General features: G+C 62.4%; 15 protein-coding genes. 10 read left to right on the top strand and 5 right to left on the bottom strand.

Features of this window, described 5'->3' with window-relative positions; translation table 11 throughout:
- The first annotated feature begins 104 nt into the window (after positions 1–104).
- The 10 genes from QN413_RS10720 to QN413_RS10675 all read left to right on the top strand — a co-directional run bounded on the left by QN413_RS10720 (position 105) and on the right by QN413_RS10675 (position 14672).
- Positions 105–2975 carry an aconitate hydratase gene (locus QN413_RS10720; RefSeq protein WP_323496598.1) on the top strand — a complete coding sequence of 957 codons (2871 nt, stop codon included), beginning with the start codon at positions 105–107 and terminating at the stop codon, positions 2973–2975.
- Between the two features lie 100 nt (positions 2976–3075).
- A complete protein-coding gene (locus QN413_RS10715) occupies positions 3076–3387 on the top strand; it encodes a FeoA family protein (RefSeq protein WP_323496597.1) in 312 nt (103 codons plus the stop codon).
- Positions 3380–5275, top strand: a complete 1896-nt coding sequence (feoB, locus tag QN413_RS10710; RefSeq protein WP_323496596.1) for a ferrous iron transporter B — start codon at positions 3380–3382, stop codon at positions 5273–5275. Before QN413_RS10715 ends, feoB begins: the two co-directional genes overlap by 8 nt.
- A 15-nt stretch (positions 5276–5290) precedes the next feature.
- Positions 5291–5542, top strand: coding sequence for a DUF6587 family protein (locus QN413_RS10705; RefSeq protein ID WP_323496595.1), 252 nt, complete (start codon positions 5291–5293; stop codon positions 5540–5542).
- Between the two features lie 5 nt (positions 5543–5547).
- On the top strand, positions 5548–6732 hold the full coding sequence (locus QN413_RS10700) for an FAD-dependent monooxygenase (protein ID WP_323496594.1): 1185 nt from the start codon (positions 5548–5550) through the stop codon (positions 6730–6732).
- A 193-nt stretch (positions 6733–6925) separates the two neighbouring features.
- Positions 6926–7987, top strand: a complete 1062-nt coding sequence (locus QN413_RS10695; protein ID WP_323496593.1) for a PDDEXK nuclease domain-containing protein — start codon at positions 6926–6928, stop codon at positions 7985–7987.
- Between the two features lie 2 nt (positions 7988–7989).
- Positions 7990–9438 (top strand): DUF3375 domain-containing protein, encoded by a 1449-nt coding sequence (locus tag QN413_RS10690; RefSeq protein WP_323496592.1) that lies wholly within the window; start codon positions 7990–7992, stop codon positions 9436–9438.
- Positions 9439–9455: 17 nt separating this feature from the next.
- Positions 9456–10136 (top strand): DUF4194 domain-containing protein, encoded by a 681-nt coding sequence (locus QN413_RS10685; protein WP_323496591.1) that lies wholly within the window; start codon positions 9456–9458, stop codon positions 10134–10136.
- A complete protein-coding gene (locus QN413_RS10680; protein ID WP_323496590.1) occupies positions 10129–13503 on the top strand; it encodes an ATP-binding protein in 3375 nt (1124 codons plus the stop codon). Before QN413_RS10685 ends, QN413_RS10680 begins: the two co-directional genes overlap by 8 nt.
- Positions 13500–14672: a Wadjet anti-phage system protein JetD domain-containing protein gene (locus tag QN413_RS10675; protein ID WP_323496589.1), complete on the top strand. Its 1173-nt coding sequence runs from the start codon at positions 13500–13502 to the stop codon at positions 14670–14672. Before QN413_RS10680 ends, QN413_RS10675 begins: the two co-directional genes overlap by 4 nt.
- 7 nt (positions 14673–14679) lie before the next feature.
- On the opposite strand, the gene kynA is transcribed toward QN413_RS10675, so the two are convergent.
- The 5 genes from kynA to QN413_RS10650 all read right to left on the bottom strand — a co-directional run bounded on the left by kynA (position 14680) and on the right by QN413_RS10650 (position 19845).
- Entirely contained in the window at positions 14680–15516 is an 837-nt protein-coding gene (gene kynA / locus QN413_RS10670) for a tryptophan 2,3-dioxygenase (protein ID WP_323496588.1), read from the bottom strand.
- Positions 15517–15542: 26 nt separating this feature from the next.
- A complete protein-coding gene (gene kynU / locus QN413_RS10665) occupies positions 15543–16856 on the bottom strand; it encodes a kynureninase (RefSeq protein ID WP_323496587.1) in 1314 nt (437 codons plus the stop codon).
- Positions 16853–17503 (bottom strand): arylformamidase, encoded by a 651-nt coding sequence (kynB, locus tag QN413_RS10660; protein ID WP_323496586.1) that lies wholly within the window; start codon positions 17501–17503, stop codon positions 16853–16855. The genes kynU and kynB overlap by 4 nt, the downstream gene beginning before the upstream one ends.
- A 207-nt stretch (positions 17504–17710) precedes the next feature.
- The gene (argF, locus tag QN413_RS10655; RefSeq protein WP_323496585.1) at positions 17711–18643 is read right to left on the bottom strand and encodes an ornithine carbamoyltransferase; all 933 of its coding nucleotides are present in this window, start codon (positions 18641–18643) and stop codon (positions 17711–17713) included.
- On the bottom strand, positions 18640–19845 hold the full coding sequence (locus QN413_RS10650; protein WP_323496584.1) for an aspartate aminotransferase family protein: 1206 nt from the start codon (positions 19843–19845) through the stop codon (positions 18640–18642). Before QN413_RS10650 ends, argF begins: the two co-directional genes overlap by 4 nt.
- Between the last annotated feature and the right edge of the window lie 78 nt (positions 19846–19923).

Below are 19923 nucleotides of genomic sequence, written 5' to 3'. Positions count from 1 at the left end.
GCGTTCGGGCGGTGCTGATGGGTGTCCCGACTACAAGCGTTGACTTCGAAGCCTGCTATCTTTGAGTTGGACAAGGTACAACGACCGAACCAAGGAGTTCTTTCATGGCCCACGACGCCGCTCACGCTTTCTCTTCCGCCCTCAAGACGTTCAAAACTGCTTCGGGGAAATCCGGAAAGTTCTGGTCGCTGAAGGAACTGGCCAAGGCGTACCCGGGCATCGAAAAACTGCCGGTGTCGATCCGGATCATTCTCGAATCGGTGCTCCGAAATTGCGATGGCCAGAAGGTGACGGCGGCCCACATCGCCGAGTTGGCCCACTGGTCGCCCAACGCCGAGCGCACCGACGAGATTCCTTTCGTCGTCACCCGCGTGGTGCTGCAGGACTTCACCGGCGTGCCGCTCCTTGCCGACCTGGCTGCGATGCGCAGCGTGGCTGCGGCGCTCGGCAAATCACCGAAGACGATCGAGCCGTTGGTGCCGGTCGATCTGGTGGTCGACCACTCGGTGATGGTCGACTACTACGGCACGCCCAAGGCGCTCGATCTCAACATGAAGCTGGAGTTCCAACGTAACAACGAGCGCTACCAGTTCATGAAGTGGGGCATGCAGGCCTTCGACACCTTCCGGGTCGTGCCGCCGGGCTTCGGCATCGTGCATCAGGTGAACCTCGAATACTTCGCGCGCGGTGTTTACACAAGCCCGAACGACAAGGCCGATGTGCCGGTGTACTACCCCGATTCACTGGTCGGCACCGACAGCCACACCACCATGATCAACGGTATCGGCGTAGTCGGTTGGGGCGTCGGCGGCATCGAGGCCGAGGCCGCCATGCTGGGTCAGCCGGTCTACATGCTGACGCCCGACGTGGTCGGCTTCGAGCTCACCGGCAAGCTGCGCGAAGGCGTGACGGCGACCGACCTGGTGCTCTACGTCACCGCCATTCTTCGCGGCGAAAAAGTGGTCGGCAAGTTCGTCGAGTTCTTCGGCCCCGGCGCCGGTTCGATCGCGGTGCCCGACCGCGCGACCATCGGCAACATGGCGCCCGAATACGGCGCGACGATGGGGTTCTTTCCGGTCGACGAAATGACGGTCGCGTACTTCAAGGGCACCGGTCGCACCGACCAGGAAGTCGAGTTGTTCGAGGCCTACTACAAGGCGCAGGGCCTGTTCGGCATGCCGGCGCCGGGTGAACTCAACTACACGAAGATCGTGCGGCTCGACCTCGGCACGGTCACGCCCAGCTTGGCCGGCCCCAAGCGCCCGCAAGACCGCATCGACCTCGGTCACATGTCCACCAAGTTCTCCGAGCTGTTCAGCAAGCCGAACGACGCCAACGGTTTCAACCAGCCGGCCAACAAACTGAAGATGCGTTATCCGCTGGCACACGATGGCGTATCGGTGGAAGAAAAAGAGCAGCCGCCGACCCAGGCCGGCGCGCCGAGAGAGGTCGTCGAGATGGTCGCCAACCGGTCGACCAAGGCGGCTGCGCATAGTGCGGCATCGGCGCCCAAAGATCCGCCCGGCGGCGTGACCATCGGCAATGGCGACGTGTTGATCGCCGCCATCACTTCGTGCACCAACACATCGAACCCGAGCGTGATGCTGGCGGCCGGCCTGCTGGCCAAGAAGGCGGTGCTGGCAGGGCTGACCGTCAAGCCGCACGTGAAGACGTCGCTAGCACCCGGCTCGCGCATCGTGACCGACTATCTGGTGAAGGCAGACCTGCTGCAGTATCTTGAAAAGCTCGGCTTCTACCTGGCAGGCTACGGCTGCACGACCTGCATCGGCAACTCCGGTGATCTGTCGCCCGAGATCAACGAGGTCATCAGCAAGAACGATTTGATCGGTGCTGCCGTTCTGTCTGGCAATCGCAATTTCGAAGCGCGCATCCATCCGAATCTCAAGGCAAACTTTTTGGCGTCACCGCCGCTGGTTGTGGCCTACGCCATCGCCGGCAACGTGATGGTCGACCTGATGACGCAACCCGTCGGCAAGGGCAAGGGCGGCAAGGACGTGTACCTCGGCGACATCTGGCCGACGATGGCCGAGATCGACGAGAACCTGCGCCATGCGATGGATGCCAAGTCGTTCCGCAAGAACTACGAGCAGATCAAGGAGAACCCCGGCAAGCTGTGGAGCAGCATCAAAGGCGTGAGTGGCCAGGTGTACGACTGGCCCGAGTCGACCTACATCGCAGAGCCGCCGTTCTTCGCCGGCTTCAAGATGAAACCGCACGCCGCCGATGCGGGATTCAAGTCGGCGCGGGTCATGGCGCTTTTCGGCGACTCGATCACCACGGACCACATCTCGCCGGCCGGCTCCATCAAAGAGAGTTCGCCTGCGGGCATCTGGCTCAAGGCCAACGGCGTGAAGAAGGAAGATTTCAACAGCTACGGCTCGCGCCGCGGCAATCACGACGTGATGATGCGCGGCACCTTCGCCAACGTGCGCATCAAGAACCTGATGATTGCGCCCGACGACAAGGGCACGCAGGAAGAGGGCGGCGTGACGCGCTTTCAGCCCGGTAACGAGAAGATGTTCATCTACGACGCGGCGATGAAGTACATCGAGCTCGGGGTTCCGACGGTCGTGTTCGGCGGCGAGGAGTACGGCACGGGGTCATCGCGCGACTGGGCTGCCAAGGGCACGCAGTTGCTGGGCATCAAAGCGGTGATTGCACGCAGCTTCGAGCGCATCCACCGCGCCAACCTGGTCGGCATGGGCGTGCTGCCGCTGCAGTTCCGCGGCGCCGACTCCTGGCAGACCCTGGGGCTGACTGGCGACGAGCGCATCGACGTGGTCATCGGCGGCGAACTCAAGCCGCAGATGGACGTGAAGCTGGTGGTTCATCGGCCCGACAACTCGCACCAGGAGGTCACGGTGCGCCTGCGCATCGACACGCCGATCGAGGTCGATTACTACAAGCACGGCGGCATCTTGCCGTTCGTGTTGAGGCAACTTTTGGCGGCTTGAGCCCGGTCTGAAAACGCGTAAATCGTCGGGCGGATAACCGCTTTTTCCACCTCGATCGAGTTTTCGAGAATAATTCTCGTTTTGATCTGTGGATATCCGGGTGACGACAACAACGATTGCTGCGGCATCGGCGGCCGCTTTGCCGTCGAGCGCGCTCAGCCTCGACAAGCTTCCTAGCCATCAATGGGCGACCGTGCTGGACCTGCTGCGCCCGACGGGTGCGGAAGACCGGGAGCTGGTGCTGCGACTGACCGAAATCGGCTTCGTGCCGGGCGAGGCGGTTCGCATCGTGGCCAGCGGCGCGCCCGGGCGCGAGCCACTTGCAGTGCGCCTGGGCCACACGACCTTCGCACTGCGCCGCTACGAGGCCGCCTTTATTCGCGTGACACCGGGCGCCGAGCACCATGGTTGACGCCGTCATCAGCGGTCCCGGCGGCTTCGCGCCCAAAGGCCAGCCGGGTCGCATCGCCTTGCTAGGCAATCCGAACTGCGGCAAGACCGCGCTTTTCAATCTGTTGACGGGCAGTCGCCAGAAGGTCGCCAACTATGCGGGCGTGACGGTCGAGCGCAAGGAAGGCACGCTGCGCACTGCCGCCGGCCGCCGCATCTTCGTGCTCGACCTGCCGGGCGCCTACAGCCTGAATGCGCTGAGTGCCGACGAAGCCGTGACGCGCGACGTCGTCACCGGCCGCAGCAAGGAGGCCTTGCCCGACCTGCTGGTGTGCGTGACCGACGCGACCAATCTGCGACTCAACCTGCGGCTGGTGCTCGAAGCCAAAAAGCTCGGCTTGCCTATGGTGGTGGCGCTGAACATGGCCGACATGGCGAAGAAGCAGGGCATCACGGTCGATACGGCTGTGCTGTCGCGCGAACTCGGCGTGCCGGTGATCGAAACGATCGGCGTGCAAAACGACGGTGCCCAGGCATTGCTGGCCGCGCTCGACACGCCCGTGGCAGCGGCCGCGCCGGTGCCGTGGCAAGCACCTGCGCTGGACGATGTGCTGGCAACCCAGCGTGAAGTGCGCCGCATCCTCGGCCTGGCGGTGCGCGAGCCGATGGACAGCCTGGCGACCAGCGACCGCATCGACCGGGTGGTGCTGCACCCGCTGTGGGGCATGCTGGTGCTGGCGGTCACGCTGTTCCTGATGTTCCAGGCCGTGTTCAGCTGGGCCAACGTGCCGATGGACGCCATCAAGGCGGTCACCGAAGCGGCCGGAACCTTCGTCAAGACGCACATGGCCGCGGGCCATCTGCAAAGTCTGCTGGCCGATGGCGTGATTGCCGGGGCTGGCAGCGTCATCGTCTTCCTGCCGCAGATCCTGATCCTGTTCCTGTTCATCCTCGCCCTCGAAGACTCCGGCTACCTGCCGCGCGCGGCCTTCCTGCTCGACCGCGTGATGGGCACCGTCGGCCTGTCGGGGCGCTCGTTCATTCCGTTGCTGTCGAGCTTCGCCTGCGCTATTCCGGGCGTGATGGCGACGCGCACGATCAGCAACTGGCGCGACCGCTTGACGACCATCATGATCGCGCCGCTCATGACCTGTTCAGCGCGGCTGCCGGTGTATGCATTGCTCATCGCGGCGTTCATTCCGGAGCGCAGCGTTGCCGGCGTGTTCAACCTGCAGGGCGTGGTGTTGTTCGCGCTGTATGTCTTCGGCATCGTGTCGGCGATGGCGGTGGCGTGGGTCATGAAGCGCTTCAGGGACAACCAGTCGCACTCGCCGTTGCTGATGGAGCTTCCGGCCTATCGGTGGCCGAGCATCCGCAATCTGGCGCTGGGCTTGTACGAGCGCGCATGGATCTTCTTGCAACGCGTCGGCACGATCATCCTCACGCTGACCATCCTGCTGTGGTTCTTATCGACCTTTCCGTCGCCGCCCGATGGTGCGACCGGGCCCGCTATTCAGTACAGCCTGGCCGGCATGATCGGCGGCGTGCTCGAGCACATCTTCGCGCCGATCGGTTTCAACTGGCAAATCTCGATCGCGCTGGTGCCGGGCATGGCGGCGCGTGAGGTGGCGGTCGGTGCGCTCGGCACGGTGTATGCGCTCTCGGCGACCGGCGAAGAAGTTGCGAGCCAGCTGCAGCCGTTGATCGCGCACACCTGGTCGCTGGCGACGGCGTTGTCGTTGCTGGTCTGGTATGTCTTTGCGCCGCAATGCATCTCGACGCTGGCCGCCGTCAAGCGCGAGACGGCCAGCTGGAAATACGTCTGGATCATGGCGGGCTATCTGTTCGCATTGGCGTATGGCGCATGCTTCATCACTTACCGCATCGCGGTGGCCCTTGGTTGGGGCTGAACAGTCGGAGTTGATATGACCCAGAACATCGTCGTCGCATTGATCGTCGCTTTTGCCGCGTTGTATGCGACGTGGCGCTGGATGCCTGCCGGCTGGCGCCGCAGCGCGGCGCAGAAGCTGGCCAGCGGCACGCAGCGTGCGGGGCTGGTCGATCAGGCGCGTGCCGACCAGCTCGCGGCATCGCTCGCGAAGAGCTCCGGCTGCAGCGCCTGCGACACCTGTGGCGCTTGCGGCAAGGCCGACGCCAAGCCGCTCACAACGCACTGAGGTCGATGCCCGCGCGCATCCTCGTCGCGGGCGGCGGCATCGGCGGACTGGCCAGCGCGCTGGCGCTGTCGCGTCGAGGCCATCGCATCGAGGTGCTCGAACAGGCCGATGCCTTCCATGAAATCGGTGCTGGCGTGCAGCTCGGCCCGAACACCACACGACGGCTCCAGGCGCTCGGCCTTGGCGTGCCCCTGGCGGCCATCGCTGCACGCCCGACGACGCTCGTGGTGCGCAGCGCCGGCAGCCATGCCGCCATCGCGAAATTGCCGCTCGGCGAGACGATGCAGGAGCGCTACGGAGCGCCTTACCTGTGCGTGCACCGGGCAGATCTGCACTCGATGCTGGTGGATGCCGTGCGCACGCGTGATGCGAGCGACGCTCTCAACGGCGGTGCACGCATCACCGAAATCGCAACGGGCGACGACATCGTTTGTGTGGCGACCGACGACGCGCGCGCCTGGGAAGGCGATGCGCTCGTCGGCGCCGACGGTTTGTGGAGCGTGGTGCGCATGCAGGTCGTGCCGAACGACGTGCCGCCGCGCGCCACTGGTCACACGGCCTGGCGCGCGCTGGTCGAGATGTCGTCGCTGCCGGCTGTGCTGCGCAACGTCGATCGCGTGGATGTCTGGCTCGGGCCGCAGCTGCATGCGGTGGCGTATCCGGTGCGCGGAGGTGCTGCGCTCAACGTGATCGTCGTCGCAGAGTCGGCACCCGCAGGCGACGCGCGCGACTGGGATCAGGCCAGCAGCCTCGACGCCCTGAAGCAAGCCACCGGCAACACGGGGGCAGCATTGCAGGCGCTGCTCGAAGCCATGCCCTCATGGCGCGCGTGGACCTTGTTCGATCGTGCCCCGCTGACTTCGGCTGGCGACATGGCGGACGGCCGCATCGCCTTGCTCGGCGATGCCGCGCATCCAATGCTGCCTTACCTTGCGCAAGGCGCCGGCATGGCCGTCGAAGATGCGATGGCGCTGGCCGATGCCCTGCGCGACGGCAGCGCGCTAGACGTGCCGGCCGCCTTCCGCCGCTACGCCGAGGCACGCTGGCAGCGCAACGCACGCGTGCAAGCGAGGGCGCGGCGCAACGGCGACATCTTTCATGCGGTCGGGCCGGTGCGGCTTGGTCGCGACATGGCGATGCGCACGCTGGGCGCGCGTTTGCTCGATCAACCTTGGCTTTATGCGGGATGAACGCTGAGAGCGGTGCCAGGGCCCGCTGAATACTTCAAGAAGTAAAGCTCGCGCACGATGAACTTGCGCATCGCTTCAGTTGCCGTGCGCGGGGCTTCGGAAGAACCAGTGCATATTCCAGAGCTTGTTCGCTTTATCGCCGTTGAGGCGGCCGTCTGGAAAAGGGTTGAGCACCCGACCATGGAGATTTTCTGTGACCCGTTCGAGTCTTCCTTCTGTGAGCAGCGTCCCAAAAGGCTACGCCGAGTGGCTGGTCGAGCTGAAGGCACGTATCGATGGCGCTCAGCGGCGTGCTGCAGCGACTGTGACGCGTGGACTCGTCTTACTCTATTGGCAGATTGGCCGCGACATTCTGGTTCGGCAGGCGGAGCAAGGGTGGGGCGCGAAAGTGATCGAGCGGCTGGCACACGACCTGCGTGTCGCGTTTCCGGACATGAGGGGTCTCTCGCGCGCCAACCTTATGTACATGCGCGCGTTTGCCGAGGCGTGGCCTGAGGAGTCAATTGTCCAACAGGCTGTTGGACAATTGCCTTGGGGGCATAACCTGGTTCTGCTGAGCAAGCTGAAACGCCCCGAGCAGCGTCTGGCCTATGCCCAGCGAGCGGTGAATCAAGGCTGGTCACGCAGCGTCCTCAATATCCACATCGAAACACGATTGCTTGAACGAGAGGGCAAAGCGATTACCAATTTTACGGCGCAGCTGCCGCCAAACGGTTCAGACCTAGCGCAGCAGGCGCTCAAAGACCCCTACGTTTTCGATTTTCTCGGCATCGGACAGGAGGCTGGAGAGCGAGAAATCGAAGCGGCGTTGGTCCAACACGTCTCTCGTTTCTTGTTGGAGCTAGGTGCGGGCTTTGCCTATGTCGGCCGTCAGGTTCCGTTGGAGGTTGGTGGTGACGATTTCTTCATCGATCTACTGTTCTATCACCTGAAGCTGCACTGCTATGTGGTGGTTGAACTCAAAGCCGGTGCGTTCAAGCCCGAGCACGCGGGCCAATTGAACTTTTATCTGACGGCGGTCGATGAGCAGCTCAAATCGGCGCTCGATGCACCAACGATTGGCCTGCTGCTGTGTAAGACCCGGAACCGCGTGGTGGCTGAGTACGCGTTGCGCGACTCCAACAAACCGATCGGCGTCGCGGAGTACCAGCTGGTTGCATCGCTGCCGGAGGAACTGCAGTCGAGTCTGCCGACCATTGAGCAAATCGAGCAGGAGCTTGAGCAGTACCATGGCGACGGGGACGTTGCCGAGTGAGCATGGACTACGCCACGCTCGACGTGCTGCGGCAAAACCATCCGGCGTGGCGCCTCTTGCGCTCGGATCATGCCGTCTTGATCGCTGCCTTTTTGCACCGCGTATTCATTGCTCCCAACGTGCGCGTGATGGCTCAGGCTGACTTGGCCGAAACGCTCGAAGACGAACTGTTCGGTCTGCGCGAGAGGATCGGCGCAGACGCCTTTCCCAAATCTGCGCTCGAGTATCTGAACGACTGGACCGCCAACGACAAAGGGTGGATGCGCAAGTTCTACGCCGCGGGCACAGACGAGCCACAGTTCGATCTGATGCCCGCCACCGAGAAGGCGATCGCCTGGCTCGGCACGCTTGCGGAGCGGAACTTTGTCGGAACCGAGTCGCGCTTGCTGACGCTGTTCGAGTTGCTCAAGCAAATGAGCCAGGGCAGCGAAACCGACCCGGTGGTACGCATTGCCGAACTGCACCGGCGCCGCGACGAAATCGACAGCGATATCGCCAGAGTCATAGGAGGCAACATTCCCGTTCTCGACGATACAGCGCTGAAAGAACGATTCCAGCAATTCGCGAGTTTGGCGCGTGAGTTGATGACCGACTTCCGGGAAGTGGAGCAGAACTTTCGCGGTCTCGATCGACGTGTGCGCGAGCGCATCACGTTATGGGAAGGCGGCAAAGGAGAGTTGCTAGAACAGATCATGGGTGAACGTGACGCGATTGCCGATTCTGATCAGGGCCGCAGCTTTACGGCGTTCTGGGACTTCTTGCTGTCGAGTCTTAGGCAAGACGAGCTTTCGGCTTTGCTGGAGCGCGTGTTGACGTTGCCCGCCGTCGCAGAACTCAAACCCGACGTACGTACGCGTCGTGTGCACTACGACTGGATCGAGGCGGGCGAGCACACGCAACGCACTGTCGCGCAACTCTCGCAGCAATTGCGCCGCTTTCTCGACGATCAAGCCTGGCTGGAAAATCGCAGGATCATGGACATCCTGCGCGGCATCGAGTCCAAGGCGCTGACGCTTCGCGAGGCGCCGCTCCCCGGCGAAGTGATGCGCATTGCAAGCACCTCGGTCAATATCGAACTGCCGATGGAGCGGCCACTCTATGCACCGGCGCTCAAGCCCAGGATCGCAGACGTCGCACTGGACACGGGTGAGTCCGACGGCGATGCCGCAGCGCTTTTCTCGCAAGTGGTGGTCGACAAGGCACAGCTGGAACGGCATGTGCGAAAGGCTTTGCAAGAGCGCACTCAAGTGACATTGAAAGAGATGACGCAGATGCATCCACTGCACCACGGACTCGCGGAACTCGTGGCCTATTTGCAGTTGGCGGACGAAACCTTCGGCGCCGTCGTTGACGAAACAAACGAGGATCTGATCGTCTGGAACAGCATGGGGCGCGACGCGATTTCGCATCCGCGGCGGGCACGTCTGCCACGCGTGATTTTCGTTCGATAGCGTGAAGGCATAAAGCGATGGATGAGGATGAGGATGTCAAGGCAAAGTCAGCACCAACCGCCAGCGCTCCCGAGCCTGATCTGTCGGCGCTGGTCGTTCCGCTCCTGAAGGGGGTGATCTACCGCGAAGCTGCCGCAAATTTGTGGAGTGCGCTCTACGGCTTGCAGTTTCGGGTTCGCGACTATGTCGCTGTGCTGGGGCTGGAATTGGTGCAGGACGAAGCGGAGGGCTATGCCTTCTTGCGTTCGCGCACGCCGCTTGCCGACGATGCGGATGACGCGTCCGCCGCACCATTGCCGCGGTTGATCACAAGGCGGCCATTGGGCTTGATGGTCAGTTTGCTGCTGGCGCTGCTGCGCAAAAAACTGGCCGAGTTCGACGCCGGTGGCGGTGAAACCCGACTGATTCTTTCGCGTGACCAGATCGTTGAAATGACCAGGGTATTTTTGCCCGACAACAGCAACGAGTCGAGGGTGGTAGATCAGATCGAGACGCATCTTGGAAAGATCGTAGACCTCGGCTTCTTGCGAAAGCTGAAGCCGGCCGCCGGTGCACCAAGCGGGCAAGCGCCATCGTTCGAGGTTCGGCGGATTCTCAAGGCCTTTGTCGATGCGCAATGGCTGGCCGAGTTCGACGCGAAGCTCGAGTCTTACCGCGTGCAGTTGCATGTCGGCATCGATGGCGTTGGCGATGACTGAACGTTTGACAGGCAGCCTGGACTTCGCGACCGATGACGCACTCTCCGGCTTTCGCTTGCAGCGGCTTGAAGTTTTCAACTGGGGCACCTTCGACGCACGCGTATGGGTGCTTCATCCCGGCGGTCGAAATGCCCTGCTAACTGGCGACATCGGCTCGGGAAAATCGACCCTGGTCGATGCGGTGACGACGCTGTTGGTGCCCGCGCATCGCATTGCCTACAACAAGGCGGCGGGTGCCGACAACAAAGAGCGCACGCTGCGTTCCTATGTGCTCGGTCACTACAAATCCGAGCGCAACGAAGTGAGTGGCGCGGCCAAGCCGGTTGCGCTGCGCGACCACAACGGCTACAGCGTCATCCTTGGCGTGTTCCACAACGCTGGCTATGACCAGACCGTCACCATCGCGCAGGTGTTCTGGATGAAGGATGCGCAGGGCCAGCCCGCGCGCTTCTTCGTGGGAGCGGAATGCGACCTCTCCATAGCTGCCGACTTTGCCAACTTCGGAACCGACATCCCCGCGTTGCGAAAAAAGCTTCGTACTGCCGGCGCTGAGTTGTTCGATGGCTTTCCGCCGTATGGCGCCTGGTTTCGCCGCCGCTTCGGAATCGAAAACGAGCAGGCGCTCGAACTGTTTCACCAGACCGTGTCGATGAAGTCGGTCGGCAATCTGACCGACTTTGTGCGCAGTCACATGCTGGAGCCGTTCGATGTGGTGCCACGCATCGCGGCATTGATCGGCCACTTCGATGACTTGAACCGCGCGCACGAAGCGGTGCTCAAGGCGAAGCGCCAGGTCGAGCTGCTGACGCCGCTAGTCGCCGATTGCGACCGCCATGCGTTGCTGGTCGTGCGCGCCGATGAACTGCGGCGTTGTCGCGAGGCGCTCAGACCGTACTTCGCCGGCCTGAAGCTTGATTTGCTCGACACGCGCATCAACCTGTTGAACGAGGAATGGGAACGGTACAACGATCAAGTGCAGCTCAGCGAAATTGCTCGCGATGCGCAATACGAACAGGAACTGACACTTCGACAAAGCATTTCCATGAACGGCGGAGACCGTCTCGGTCAGCTCGAAAGCGCGATCCACGTTCGGCAGATCGACTTGGAAAAGCGACGCATCAAGGCGACCAATTACAACCAGCTTGCGCGATCTGTCGGTTTGCTTCAGATGAGTTCCGCTGCCGACTTTCTGGTGCAGCGTCAGAACCTGGAGAGCATGAAGCAAGCGGCGCAGGATCGCGAAAGCGAACTGCAAAACGACGCTACCGAAAACGGCGTGACGATGCGACAGGGCAAGGCGGAGCACGCCGCGCTGACAGGCGAGATCCGGAGCCTGCGGGCTAGGCGCAGCAATATCCCGGCGGAACAGATCGCTATGCGCGGTGCGTTGTGTCAGGCGCTCGGACTCGCTGCCGATGCGATGCCCTTCGCCGGCGAACTCTTGCAAGTGCGGGACGACGAGCGTGATTGGGAGGGCGCGGCCGAGCGCCTCTTGAGGAGCTTTGGCCTGTCGCTGCTGGTGTCGGACAAGAATTACGCGCACGTGACCGAATGGGTCGACAAGACTCATCTTCGGGGCCGCATTGTTTACTTTCGCGTGCGCAGTGGCTCGCGTGGCGATCTGCCTGGGCTTCATCGGGATTCATTGGCGCGCAAGGTGTCGATCAAGCCAGACTCTCCGTTCTACGAGTGGATTGAGCGCGAAATTGCTCACCGCTTTGATGTGGCGTGCTGCGCCACACAAGAGCAATTTCGTCGCGAGACACATGCGATCACCCGTGCCGGGCAGATCAAGGCCAAAGGCGAGCGTCACGAGAAGGATGACCGTCATCGCCTGGACGACCGCAGTCGTTACGTGCTCGGGTGGACCAATGCCGCCAAGATCGCCGCACTGGAGACCAAGGCCCGGCAGCTGGAGAGTGAACTGGCGGATCTTGGCGGTCGCATTGCCGCCATTCAGATCGAACAGAATAGATTGAGAGAGCGATCCAACGCCTTGTCGAAGCTCGACATGTATGCTGATTTTGTCGAGCTCGATTGGCAATCCGTCGCGACTGAAGTATCCCGGTTGCAGGACGAGAAAGAAGAGATCGAGGCAGCGTCGGATCTGCTGAAAACGCTGACTGGCCAACTGGACGCACTCGTGGTTCAGATGCAGAACAAGGAAGTCGAGCTGCAGAAGCAGCGCGACAAGCGGTCGAAGACCGAGCAGAAGAGAGACACCGCCGATGGCCAGCGCGTGCAGACCCGGACTACGCTGGAGGAGCCGGATTTCTTAGTGCATGCGGCCTGTTTCAAGAAATTGGATTCGTTGCGCGCGGAAACACTGGGTGAGCATCAATTGACGGTCGAGTCTTGCGAGAACTCCGAGCGCGACCTGCGCGACGGGTTGCAGAGAGCGATCGATGCCGAAGGCCTCAAAGCCAAACGACTGCGCGACAAAGTCATTCAGGCCATGGCGGCATACAAGGAAGCCTACAAACTCGAAACCGCCGAGGTGGACGCCAACGTCGAGGCGGCATTCGAGTACCAGGAGATGCTGCGGAGCCTGCAGACGGACGGACTGCCCCGCTTCGAGACGCGCTTCAAGGAACTGCTCAACGAGAACACGATTCGTGAAGTCGCCACCTTTAACGCGCAGTTGGAGCGTGAGCGCAAGACCATCAAGGATCGCATCGCCCGCATCAACGAGTCGCTGACGCAGATCGACTACAACGCTGGGCGTTACATCGTGCTCGAAGCGCAAGCCACACCCGATGCAGACGTTCGGGATTTCCAGACTGAACTGCGCGCCTGCACGGACGGCACGGTGACGGGGTCCGACGATGCTCAGTATTCGGAGGCCAAGTTTTTGCAGGTCAGACGGATCATCGAACGCTTTCGGGGGCGCGAGGGGTTGTCGGAGCAAGACCGCCGCTGGACCGGCAAGGTAACGGACGTGCGCAGCTGGTTCGTATTCGCCGCGAGCGAGCGTTGGCGCGAAAGCGACGCCGAGCACGAGCACTATTCCGATTCGGGTGGCAAGTCAGGCGGTCAGAAAGAAAAGTTGGCCTACACGATCCTGGCTGCGAGCCTGGCCTATCAGTTCGGTCTGGAGTGGGGCGCAGTGCGATCCAAAACTTTTCGGTTTGTAGTGATCGACGAGGCCTTCGGTCGCGGTTCCGACGAGTCCGCCCAATACGGCTTGAGACTGTTTGCACAACTCAACCTGCAGTTGTTGATCGTGACGCCACTGCAGAAGATCCACATCATCGAACCCTTTGTTTCCAGCGTGGGCTTCGTACACAACGAAGAGGGTCGCGCGTCGAGGCTGCGAAACCTCTCCATCGAGGAATATCAGGTCGAGAAAGCGAAGGCGGCAGGATGAGTTGGACGCAGCCAGCAAATTTGAAATTGCAGTTGCTCAAGCTGTGGGAGCGTGGTGATCTGCTCGCCAGCATCGTCACAGGAACACCGCTCTTCCCGAGACGACTGATGCTCAAAGCCCCGACATCTGCGGAAATGACAGATAAGTTCGATGAAGTGCGTAACTGGAGTCGGGAAGTTCGCGCGTCGGGCTACAGAATCGTGATGCGAGACTTCAGACACCGGGTGCTGGGTGCGAACGCGGTACCCGAAGAGGCATGGATCGACACGTTGGAAGACGCGCTGAAGCTCATCGGCAAACTGCAAGAAAGCGTGCGCTTCATGGCGTTGGTCGATGCCACACGCGAACACCAACCGCAGTTGCTGGCCTGGCTCGCAAGGCGACCGCTGCGGGCGCTGGAGCTGTCGGCCGAGTGGCCACGGCTGTTGGCTATCGTGGCCTGGCTGCGAGCAAATCCGCGGCCAGACGTGTATCTGCGTCAGGTCGACATTGCTGGTGTTCACACCAAATTCATCGAGGCGCATCGGGCCGTGCTTGCCGAGTGTCTGGATCTCGTGCTGCCGCCTGAGGCCGTGAATATGACGGCTTCCGGCTTGAACGCATTCGCTTTGCGCTATGGCTTTCGCGACAAACCGCTTCGCGTCAGGTTTCGATTGCTCGACTCGACGCGTGCCATGGGTGATCCGGCGCCGGCGCAAGACATCACACTGGATGCGGGCAGCTTCAGTCGGCTCGACCTCGGCCTGTCGCGAGTGTTCGTGACGGAGAACGAGATCAACTTTCTGTCGTTTCCACTGACCGAGCGCAGCATGGTGATTTTTGGTGCTGGCTATGGCTTCGAGATGTTGGCCCAGGCGGAGTGGCTAGCAGGAATTCCGGTCTATTACTGGGGCGATATCGACACCCATGGCTTTGCCATCCTCGATCAATTGCGCGCTCGACTCAAGCATGTCGAGTCGTTTTTGATGGACCGTGCGACCTTGATGGCCTTCGAATCGCAGTGGGGCGACGAGAGCGCGCAAACGCTACGTGACTTGCCGCGATTAAGGCCGGAGGAGAAAGCGCTCTACGACGATCTCCGCGACAACCGTATTCGCCAAGGCTTGCGCCTCGAGCAAGAGCGAATAGGGTTGTCTTGGGTCGAGGGCACTTTGGCAGCGTTGGATTGACCAACGCTCAAAGCTCGGTACGCAGCTTCCAGATCTCCGGGAACAGCACCACGTCGAGCATCTTGCGCAGATAACTCACCCCCCCCGTACCACCAGTGCCACGCTTAAAGCCGATGACGCGCTCGACCGTGGTCACATGCCGAAAGCGCCAAAGGCGAAAAGCGTCTTCGATGTCGGTCAGCTTCTCGCCTAGCTGGTACAGATCCCAGTGCGCGCGCGGATCGCGGTACACCACGAGCCATGCCGCTTCGACTGCATCGCTGGATTCATACGGCCGCGTCCAGTCGCGATCGAGATGGTCGGCTGGCACTGCGAGACCTTGACGTGCCAGGAGTCGCAACGACTCGTCGTACAAAGACGGCGAGCGCCATGCCGCTTCCACCTGGGCCAGCAGATCGGGCCGATGCGCATGGGGCTTGAGCATTGCGGGATTCTTGTTGCCGAGCGCGAACTCGATGCAGCGGTACTGCGCGCTCTGAAAGCCGCTGGAGTTGGCAAGGTACGGGCGCATCGCGCTGTACTCGGGCGGCGTCATCGTCGACAGCACGGTCCATGCACTCACCAGCTGTTCCATGATGCGCGTGACCCTCGCGAGCATCTTGAAAGCGTCCGGCAACTCCCCTGAAGCGACGCAGGCGATGGCGGCTTGCAGCTCGTGCAGCATGAGCTTCATCCAAAGCTCGCTGGTCTGGTGCTGGATGATGAAGAGCATCTCGTCGTGCGTCGGCGAGAGCGGGTGCTGCGCGTTCAGGATCTCGTCGAGATGCAGGTAGTCGCCGTAGCTCATCGACGTGCTGAAGTCGAGTTGCGCCTTCTCTTGCGCGACGATTTTTTCGGTGCTCATGGCGTGCTTCCGGTGCTCCTGGTGTTTCAGGTCACCGCGTTCTTCCGGTTGAACTCGGGGCGTTTCCATTCTTCGGTTTCGAGCACCTGCACGATGTGTTCCACGCTGTGCCAGACATCTTCGAAGCCGAGGTAAAGCGGCGTAAAGCCGAAGCGCAGGATGTGCGGCATTTGCGCATCGCCTGCGCGAAAGTCGCCGATCACGCCGCGTGCGATCAAGGCCTGCACGATGGCGTAGGCCGCGTTGGCATCCGCCTCGGCGGCATCCGCCATGGCGAGGGACACCTGCGAGCCGCGTTGCGCGTGGTCGCGCGGCGTGACGAGCGCGAAGCGATCGGGGCAACGTGCTTCGACCAGCGCAATGAACGCATCGGTGAGCGCGAGCGATTTGGTGCGCAATGCAGCCATGCTGCCGAAACCGCCGTTGAAGGCTTCGGCCGCGAGGACGGTGTCGAGACCGCATTCGAGGCCGGCGAGCGAGACGATGGGTTGGGTGCCGCAAAGGTATCGGCTCACACCCGGTGCAGGCCTGTAGTGCGGGGTGAATTCGAACGGCGCGGCATGGCCCCACCAACCGGACAGAGGTTGCTCGAACTGGCCCGCGTGCCGCGGGTGAACCCAGACGAAAGCCGGCGCGCCGGGGCCGCCGTTCAGGTACTTGTAGCTGCAGCCGACTGCGAAGTCGGCATCGCATTCATTGAGCGCGACGGGTACGGCGCCAGCGCTGTGCGCCAGGTCCCAGACGGTGAGCGCACCGGCGGCATGCGCGGCCGCGGTGACGGCCTTCATGTCGTGCATGGCGCCGGTGCGGTAGTTGACGTGCGTGAGCATCAGCACGGCCACTTCGTCGGTCAGCGATGCGGCAAGGTCGGCGGCTTCGATGAGCTTGAGCGTGAAGCCGCGCTCGCGGCAGAGCGACTCGGCGATGTAGAGGTCGGTCGGAAAGTTGCTGCGCTCGCTCACCACGACCTTGCGGTTCGATCCGCTCTGCGCGACCTGACTCAGCGCCGCGAACAGCACTTTGTACAGGTTGATCGACGTGCTGTCGGTACAGACAACTTCGCCCGGTGCTGCGCCGATAAGCCGCGCGACCTTGTCCCCGAGCCGCTGCGGCAAGTCGAACCAGCTTGCGGTGTTCCACGAGCGGATGAGGCCTTCGCCCCATTCCTTCGTGACGACTTCTGCAATGCGCGCGGGGGCCGATTTCGGCAGCACACCGAGCGAGTTGCCATCGAGGTAGATCACGCCCTCGGGCAGAGTGAACTGGTCGCGCAGGTTGCGCAGCGGGTCTTCGCGGTCGAGTGCGCGGCAGTCGTCGAGTGTCATGGTGGTGGAGCTCATTGGGGCAATTGGCGAAGGACGGCACGAACGGGGGAGGCATCGGCGCTGACGAGTTTGAGTGGCAGCGCGATCAATTCGTAGTCGCCTTCGGGAACGTCGTCGAGCACCAGGTTTTCGAGCACGCGAAGATTCAGTCGGCGGATGACCTGATGGCTGTCGAGCGTCTTGCTGTCGGCCGGGTCGATGCTCGCCGTGTCGATGCCGACGAGCAGCACGCCGAGCGCGGCAAGCCGTTCGATGGTGGCCGGCGCGTAGGCGGCTAGGTCGCCGTCCCAACGATCGACCGGTGCATGTTCGTAGGTGCGTACCAGAACGCGCGGCGGCAGGTCGGCGAGCGCATGCGCGATGTGCGACCACTCGATCAGCGGACCGCGCGCGATCACGTGAATGACGCGGCAAGTCCCGAGAAAGGGTGTGAGATCGAGGTCGCCGATGCTCGCGCCGTCAGCGTCGTAGTGCAGGGGTGCATCGGCATGCGCGCCGACGTGCGGTGACAGCTTGATCTCGCTCACGTTGACCGGGCAACCCGGCCCAATGCTGGCGGCCCAGCGCTGTTGGTACGGCGTGTCGCCGGGGAACACCGGTGCCCCTGCGTAAACCGGCGGCGAGATGTCCCAGAGGCGCAGCGCGGTGGAAGAGAAAGTCATGCAGCGAAGTTAGCGCCGCGCAAGGGGTCGTGGTGTCGGTTATTTCCAACAGCGCATGTGACTGAGTGAACGGCCGAACGAGCGTTAGCCTGTGCCGTCAAGAAGTCCTTGTGGAACGATATGCCCGCGCATCCCGGGGAAATGACCTACGGCACACGCCACCCTCACGAACGTGGTGCCGCGGTCCAGAGCTTCCTTCGCAAGAAATCAAAGCTTGCCGAGCAGCAAGAACTCCATCAGCGCTTTTTGCGCGTGCAGGCGATTCTCCGCCTCGTCCCACACCACCGATTGGGGCCCGTCGATGACATCGGCTTCGACTTCCTCGCCACGGTGTGCCGGCAGGCAGTGCATGAAGAGCGCGTCGGGTTGCGCCGCGCCCATCATTTCCGTGTCGACGCACCAATCGGCGAACGCGGCACGGCGCGCTTCGTTCTCCGCCTCGAAGCCCATGCTGGTCCAGACGTCGGTAGTGACCAGGTCGGCGCCGCGGCAGGCTTCCATCGGGTCCTCGAAGACTTTGTAGCTGTCGGTCGAGCGTATGCCGGCGACCGACTGGTCGACTTCGTAGCCGCTCGGCGTGCTCACATGAACCTTGAAGCCGAGGATCTCGCTGGCCTGCAGCCAGGTGTTGGCCATGTTGTTGCCGTCACCGACCCACGCCACCGTCTTGCCCCTGATCGAGCCACGGTGCTCGATGAAAGTGAAGATGTCGGCCAGGATCTGGCACGGATGGAATTCGTTGGTCAGGCCGTTGATGACCGGCACGCGCGAGTGCTCGGCAAACAGCTCGATCTTGTCTTGCCCGAAAGTCCGGATCATCACGATGTCGACCATGCGGCTGATGACTCTCGCGCTGTCTTCGATCGGCTCCGCGCGGCCGAGCTGGCTGTCGCCGGTGGTCAGATGCACCACGCTGCCGCCGAGCTGGTACATGCCCGTCTCGAAGCTCACGCGCGTGCGGGTCGAGGCTTTCTCGAAAATCATCGCCATCGTGCGGTCGGTCAGCGGCTGGTGCTTTTCGTAGGCTTTGAACTTCTGCTTGATGATCGCCGCGCGCTCGAACACATAGGCGTATTCGTCCGCGGTGAAGTCGGAGAACTGCAGGTAGTGGCGAACCGGCTGGCTGGTGGCTGCGGTCATTTGATCGGCTCCGCCAGAAAGGCTTTCACCAGCGGTGCGAGCAGGGCGACGATTTCGTCGGCCTCGGCCGTGCTCAGGATGAGCGGTGGCACCAGGCGGATCACACTGTCGGCCGTCACGCTCAGGAGCAGGCCCGCTTCGCAAGCGCGATTCAGGATGATGCCGCAGGGACGATCGAGTTCGATGCCGATCATCAGCCCCTGGCCGCGCACGTCCTTCACGCCCGCCAAGCCTTCGAACTCGCGCTCCAACGCCGCCTTCAAATGAGCGCCCACCTTAGCGGCGTTGTCGAGCAGCTTGTGCTCTTCCATGATGCGGATGGTTTCGACGCCGGCACGCATCGCCAGCGGGTTGCCGCCGAACGTGGTGCCGTGGTTGCCCGGGCCGAAGATGTGCGCGGCCCTCGGGCCGGCCACCACCGCACCAATCGGCACGCCCGAGCCCAGGCCCTTGGCCAGCGGCATCACGTCGGGCAAGATGCCGGCCCACTGGTGCGCGAACCACTTGCCGGTGCGACCCATGCCGCACTGCACCTCGTCGATCATCATCAGCCAGTCTTTCTGGTCGCACAGGGCGCGCACCTGCTTCATGTATTCCAGCGCCATCGGGTGGATCCCGCCTTCGCCCTGAATGGCCTCAAAGAACACGGCGACGACGTTCGGATTGCCTTGGGTGGCGTTCTTCAACGCCTCGATGTCGTTCAACGGCACACGGATAAAGCCTTCAACCAGCGGGCCGAAACCGGCCTGAATTTTCGGGTTGCCGGTGGCCGACAGCGTGGCGATGCTGCGGCCATGAAAGGCGTGCTCATAGACGACGATTTCAGGTCGCTCGATGCCCTTGTCATGACCGAACTTGCGCGCCAGCTTGAGGGCCGCCTCATTGGCTTCCAGACCGGTGCTGCAGAAAAACACGTTGGTCAGCCCCGACAGTTCGCAGAGCTTGGCGGCCAGTTGCTCCTGGCCGGGCACGTGGTAGTAATTGGAGCTGTGAATCAGCTTCGAAATTTGGTCCTGCAACGCCGGCACCAGCTCTGGATGGTTATGGCCGAGCGTGTTGACCGCGATGCCGCCCAGTCCGTCCAGATAAGCCTTGCCGTTGGTGTCCCAGACTCGGCAGCCCTGGCCGTGCGACAGCGCGATCGGCAGCCGACCGTAAGTGTTCATGACGTGGGGCGAGGTGGGTTGCACTGGGGCGCTCATGCGGTACTCCGGAAAAAGGAAGGGGAATTCTAGGCGGCGTCATCGTCGCAAGCGGTGACGATTCCGCATCACAGCAAT

Source organism: Variovorax sp. LG9.2 (assembly GCF_035018885.1).
Lineage (GTDB): Bacteria > Pseudomonadota > Gammaproteobacteria > Burkholderiales > Burkholderiaceae_C > Variovorax.
Note: the sequence above shows the minus strand (reverse complement) of the source record. Positions and strands in the feature narration are given on the sequence as shown.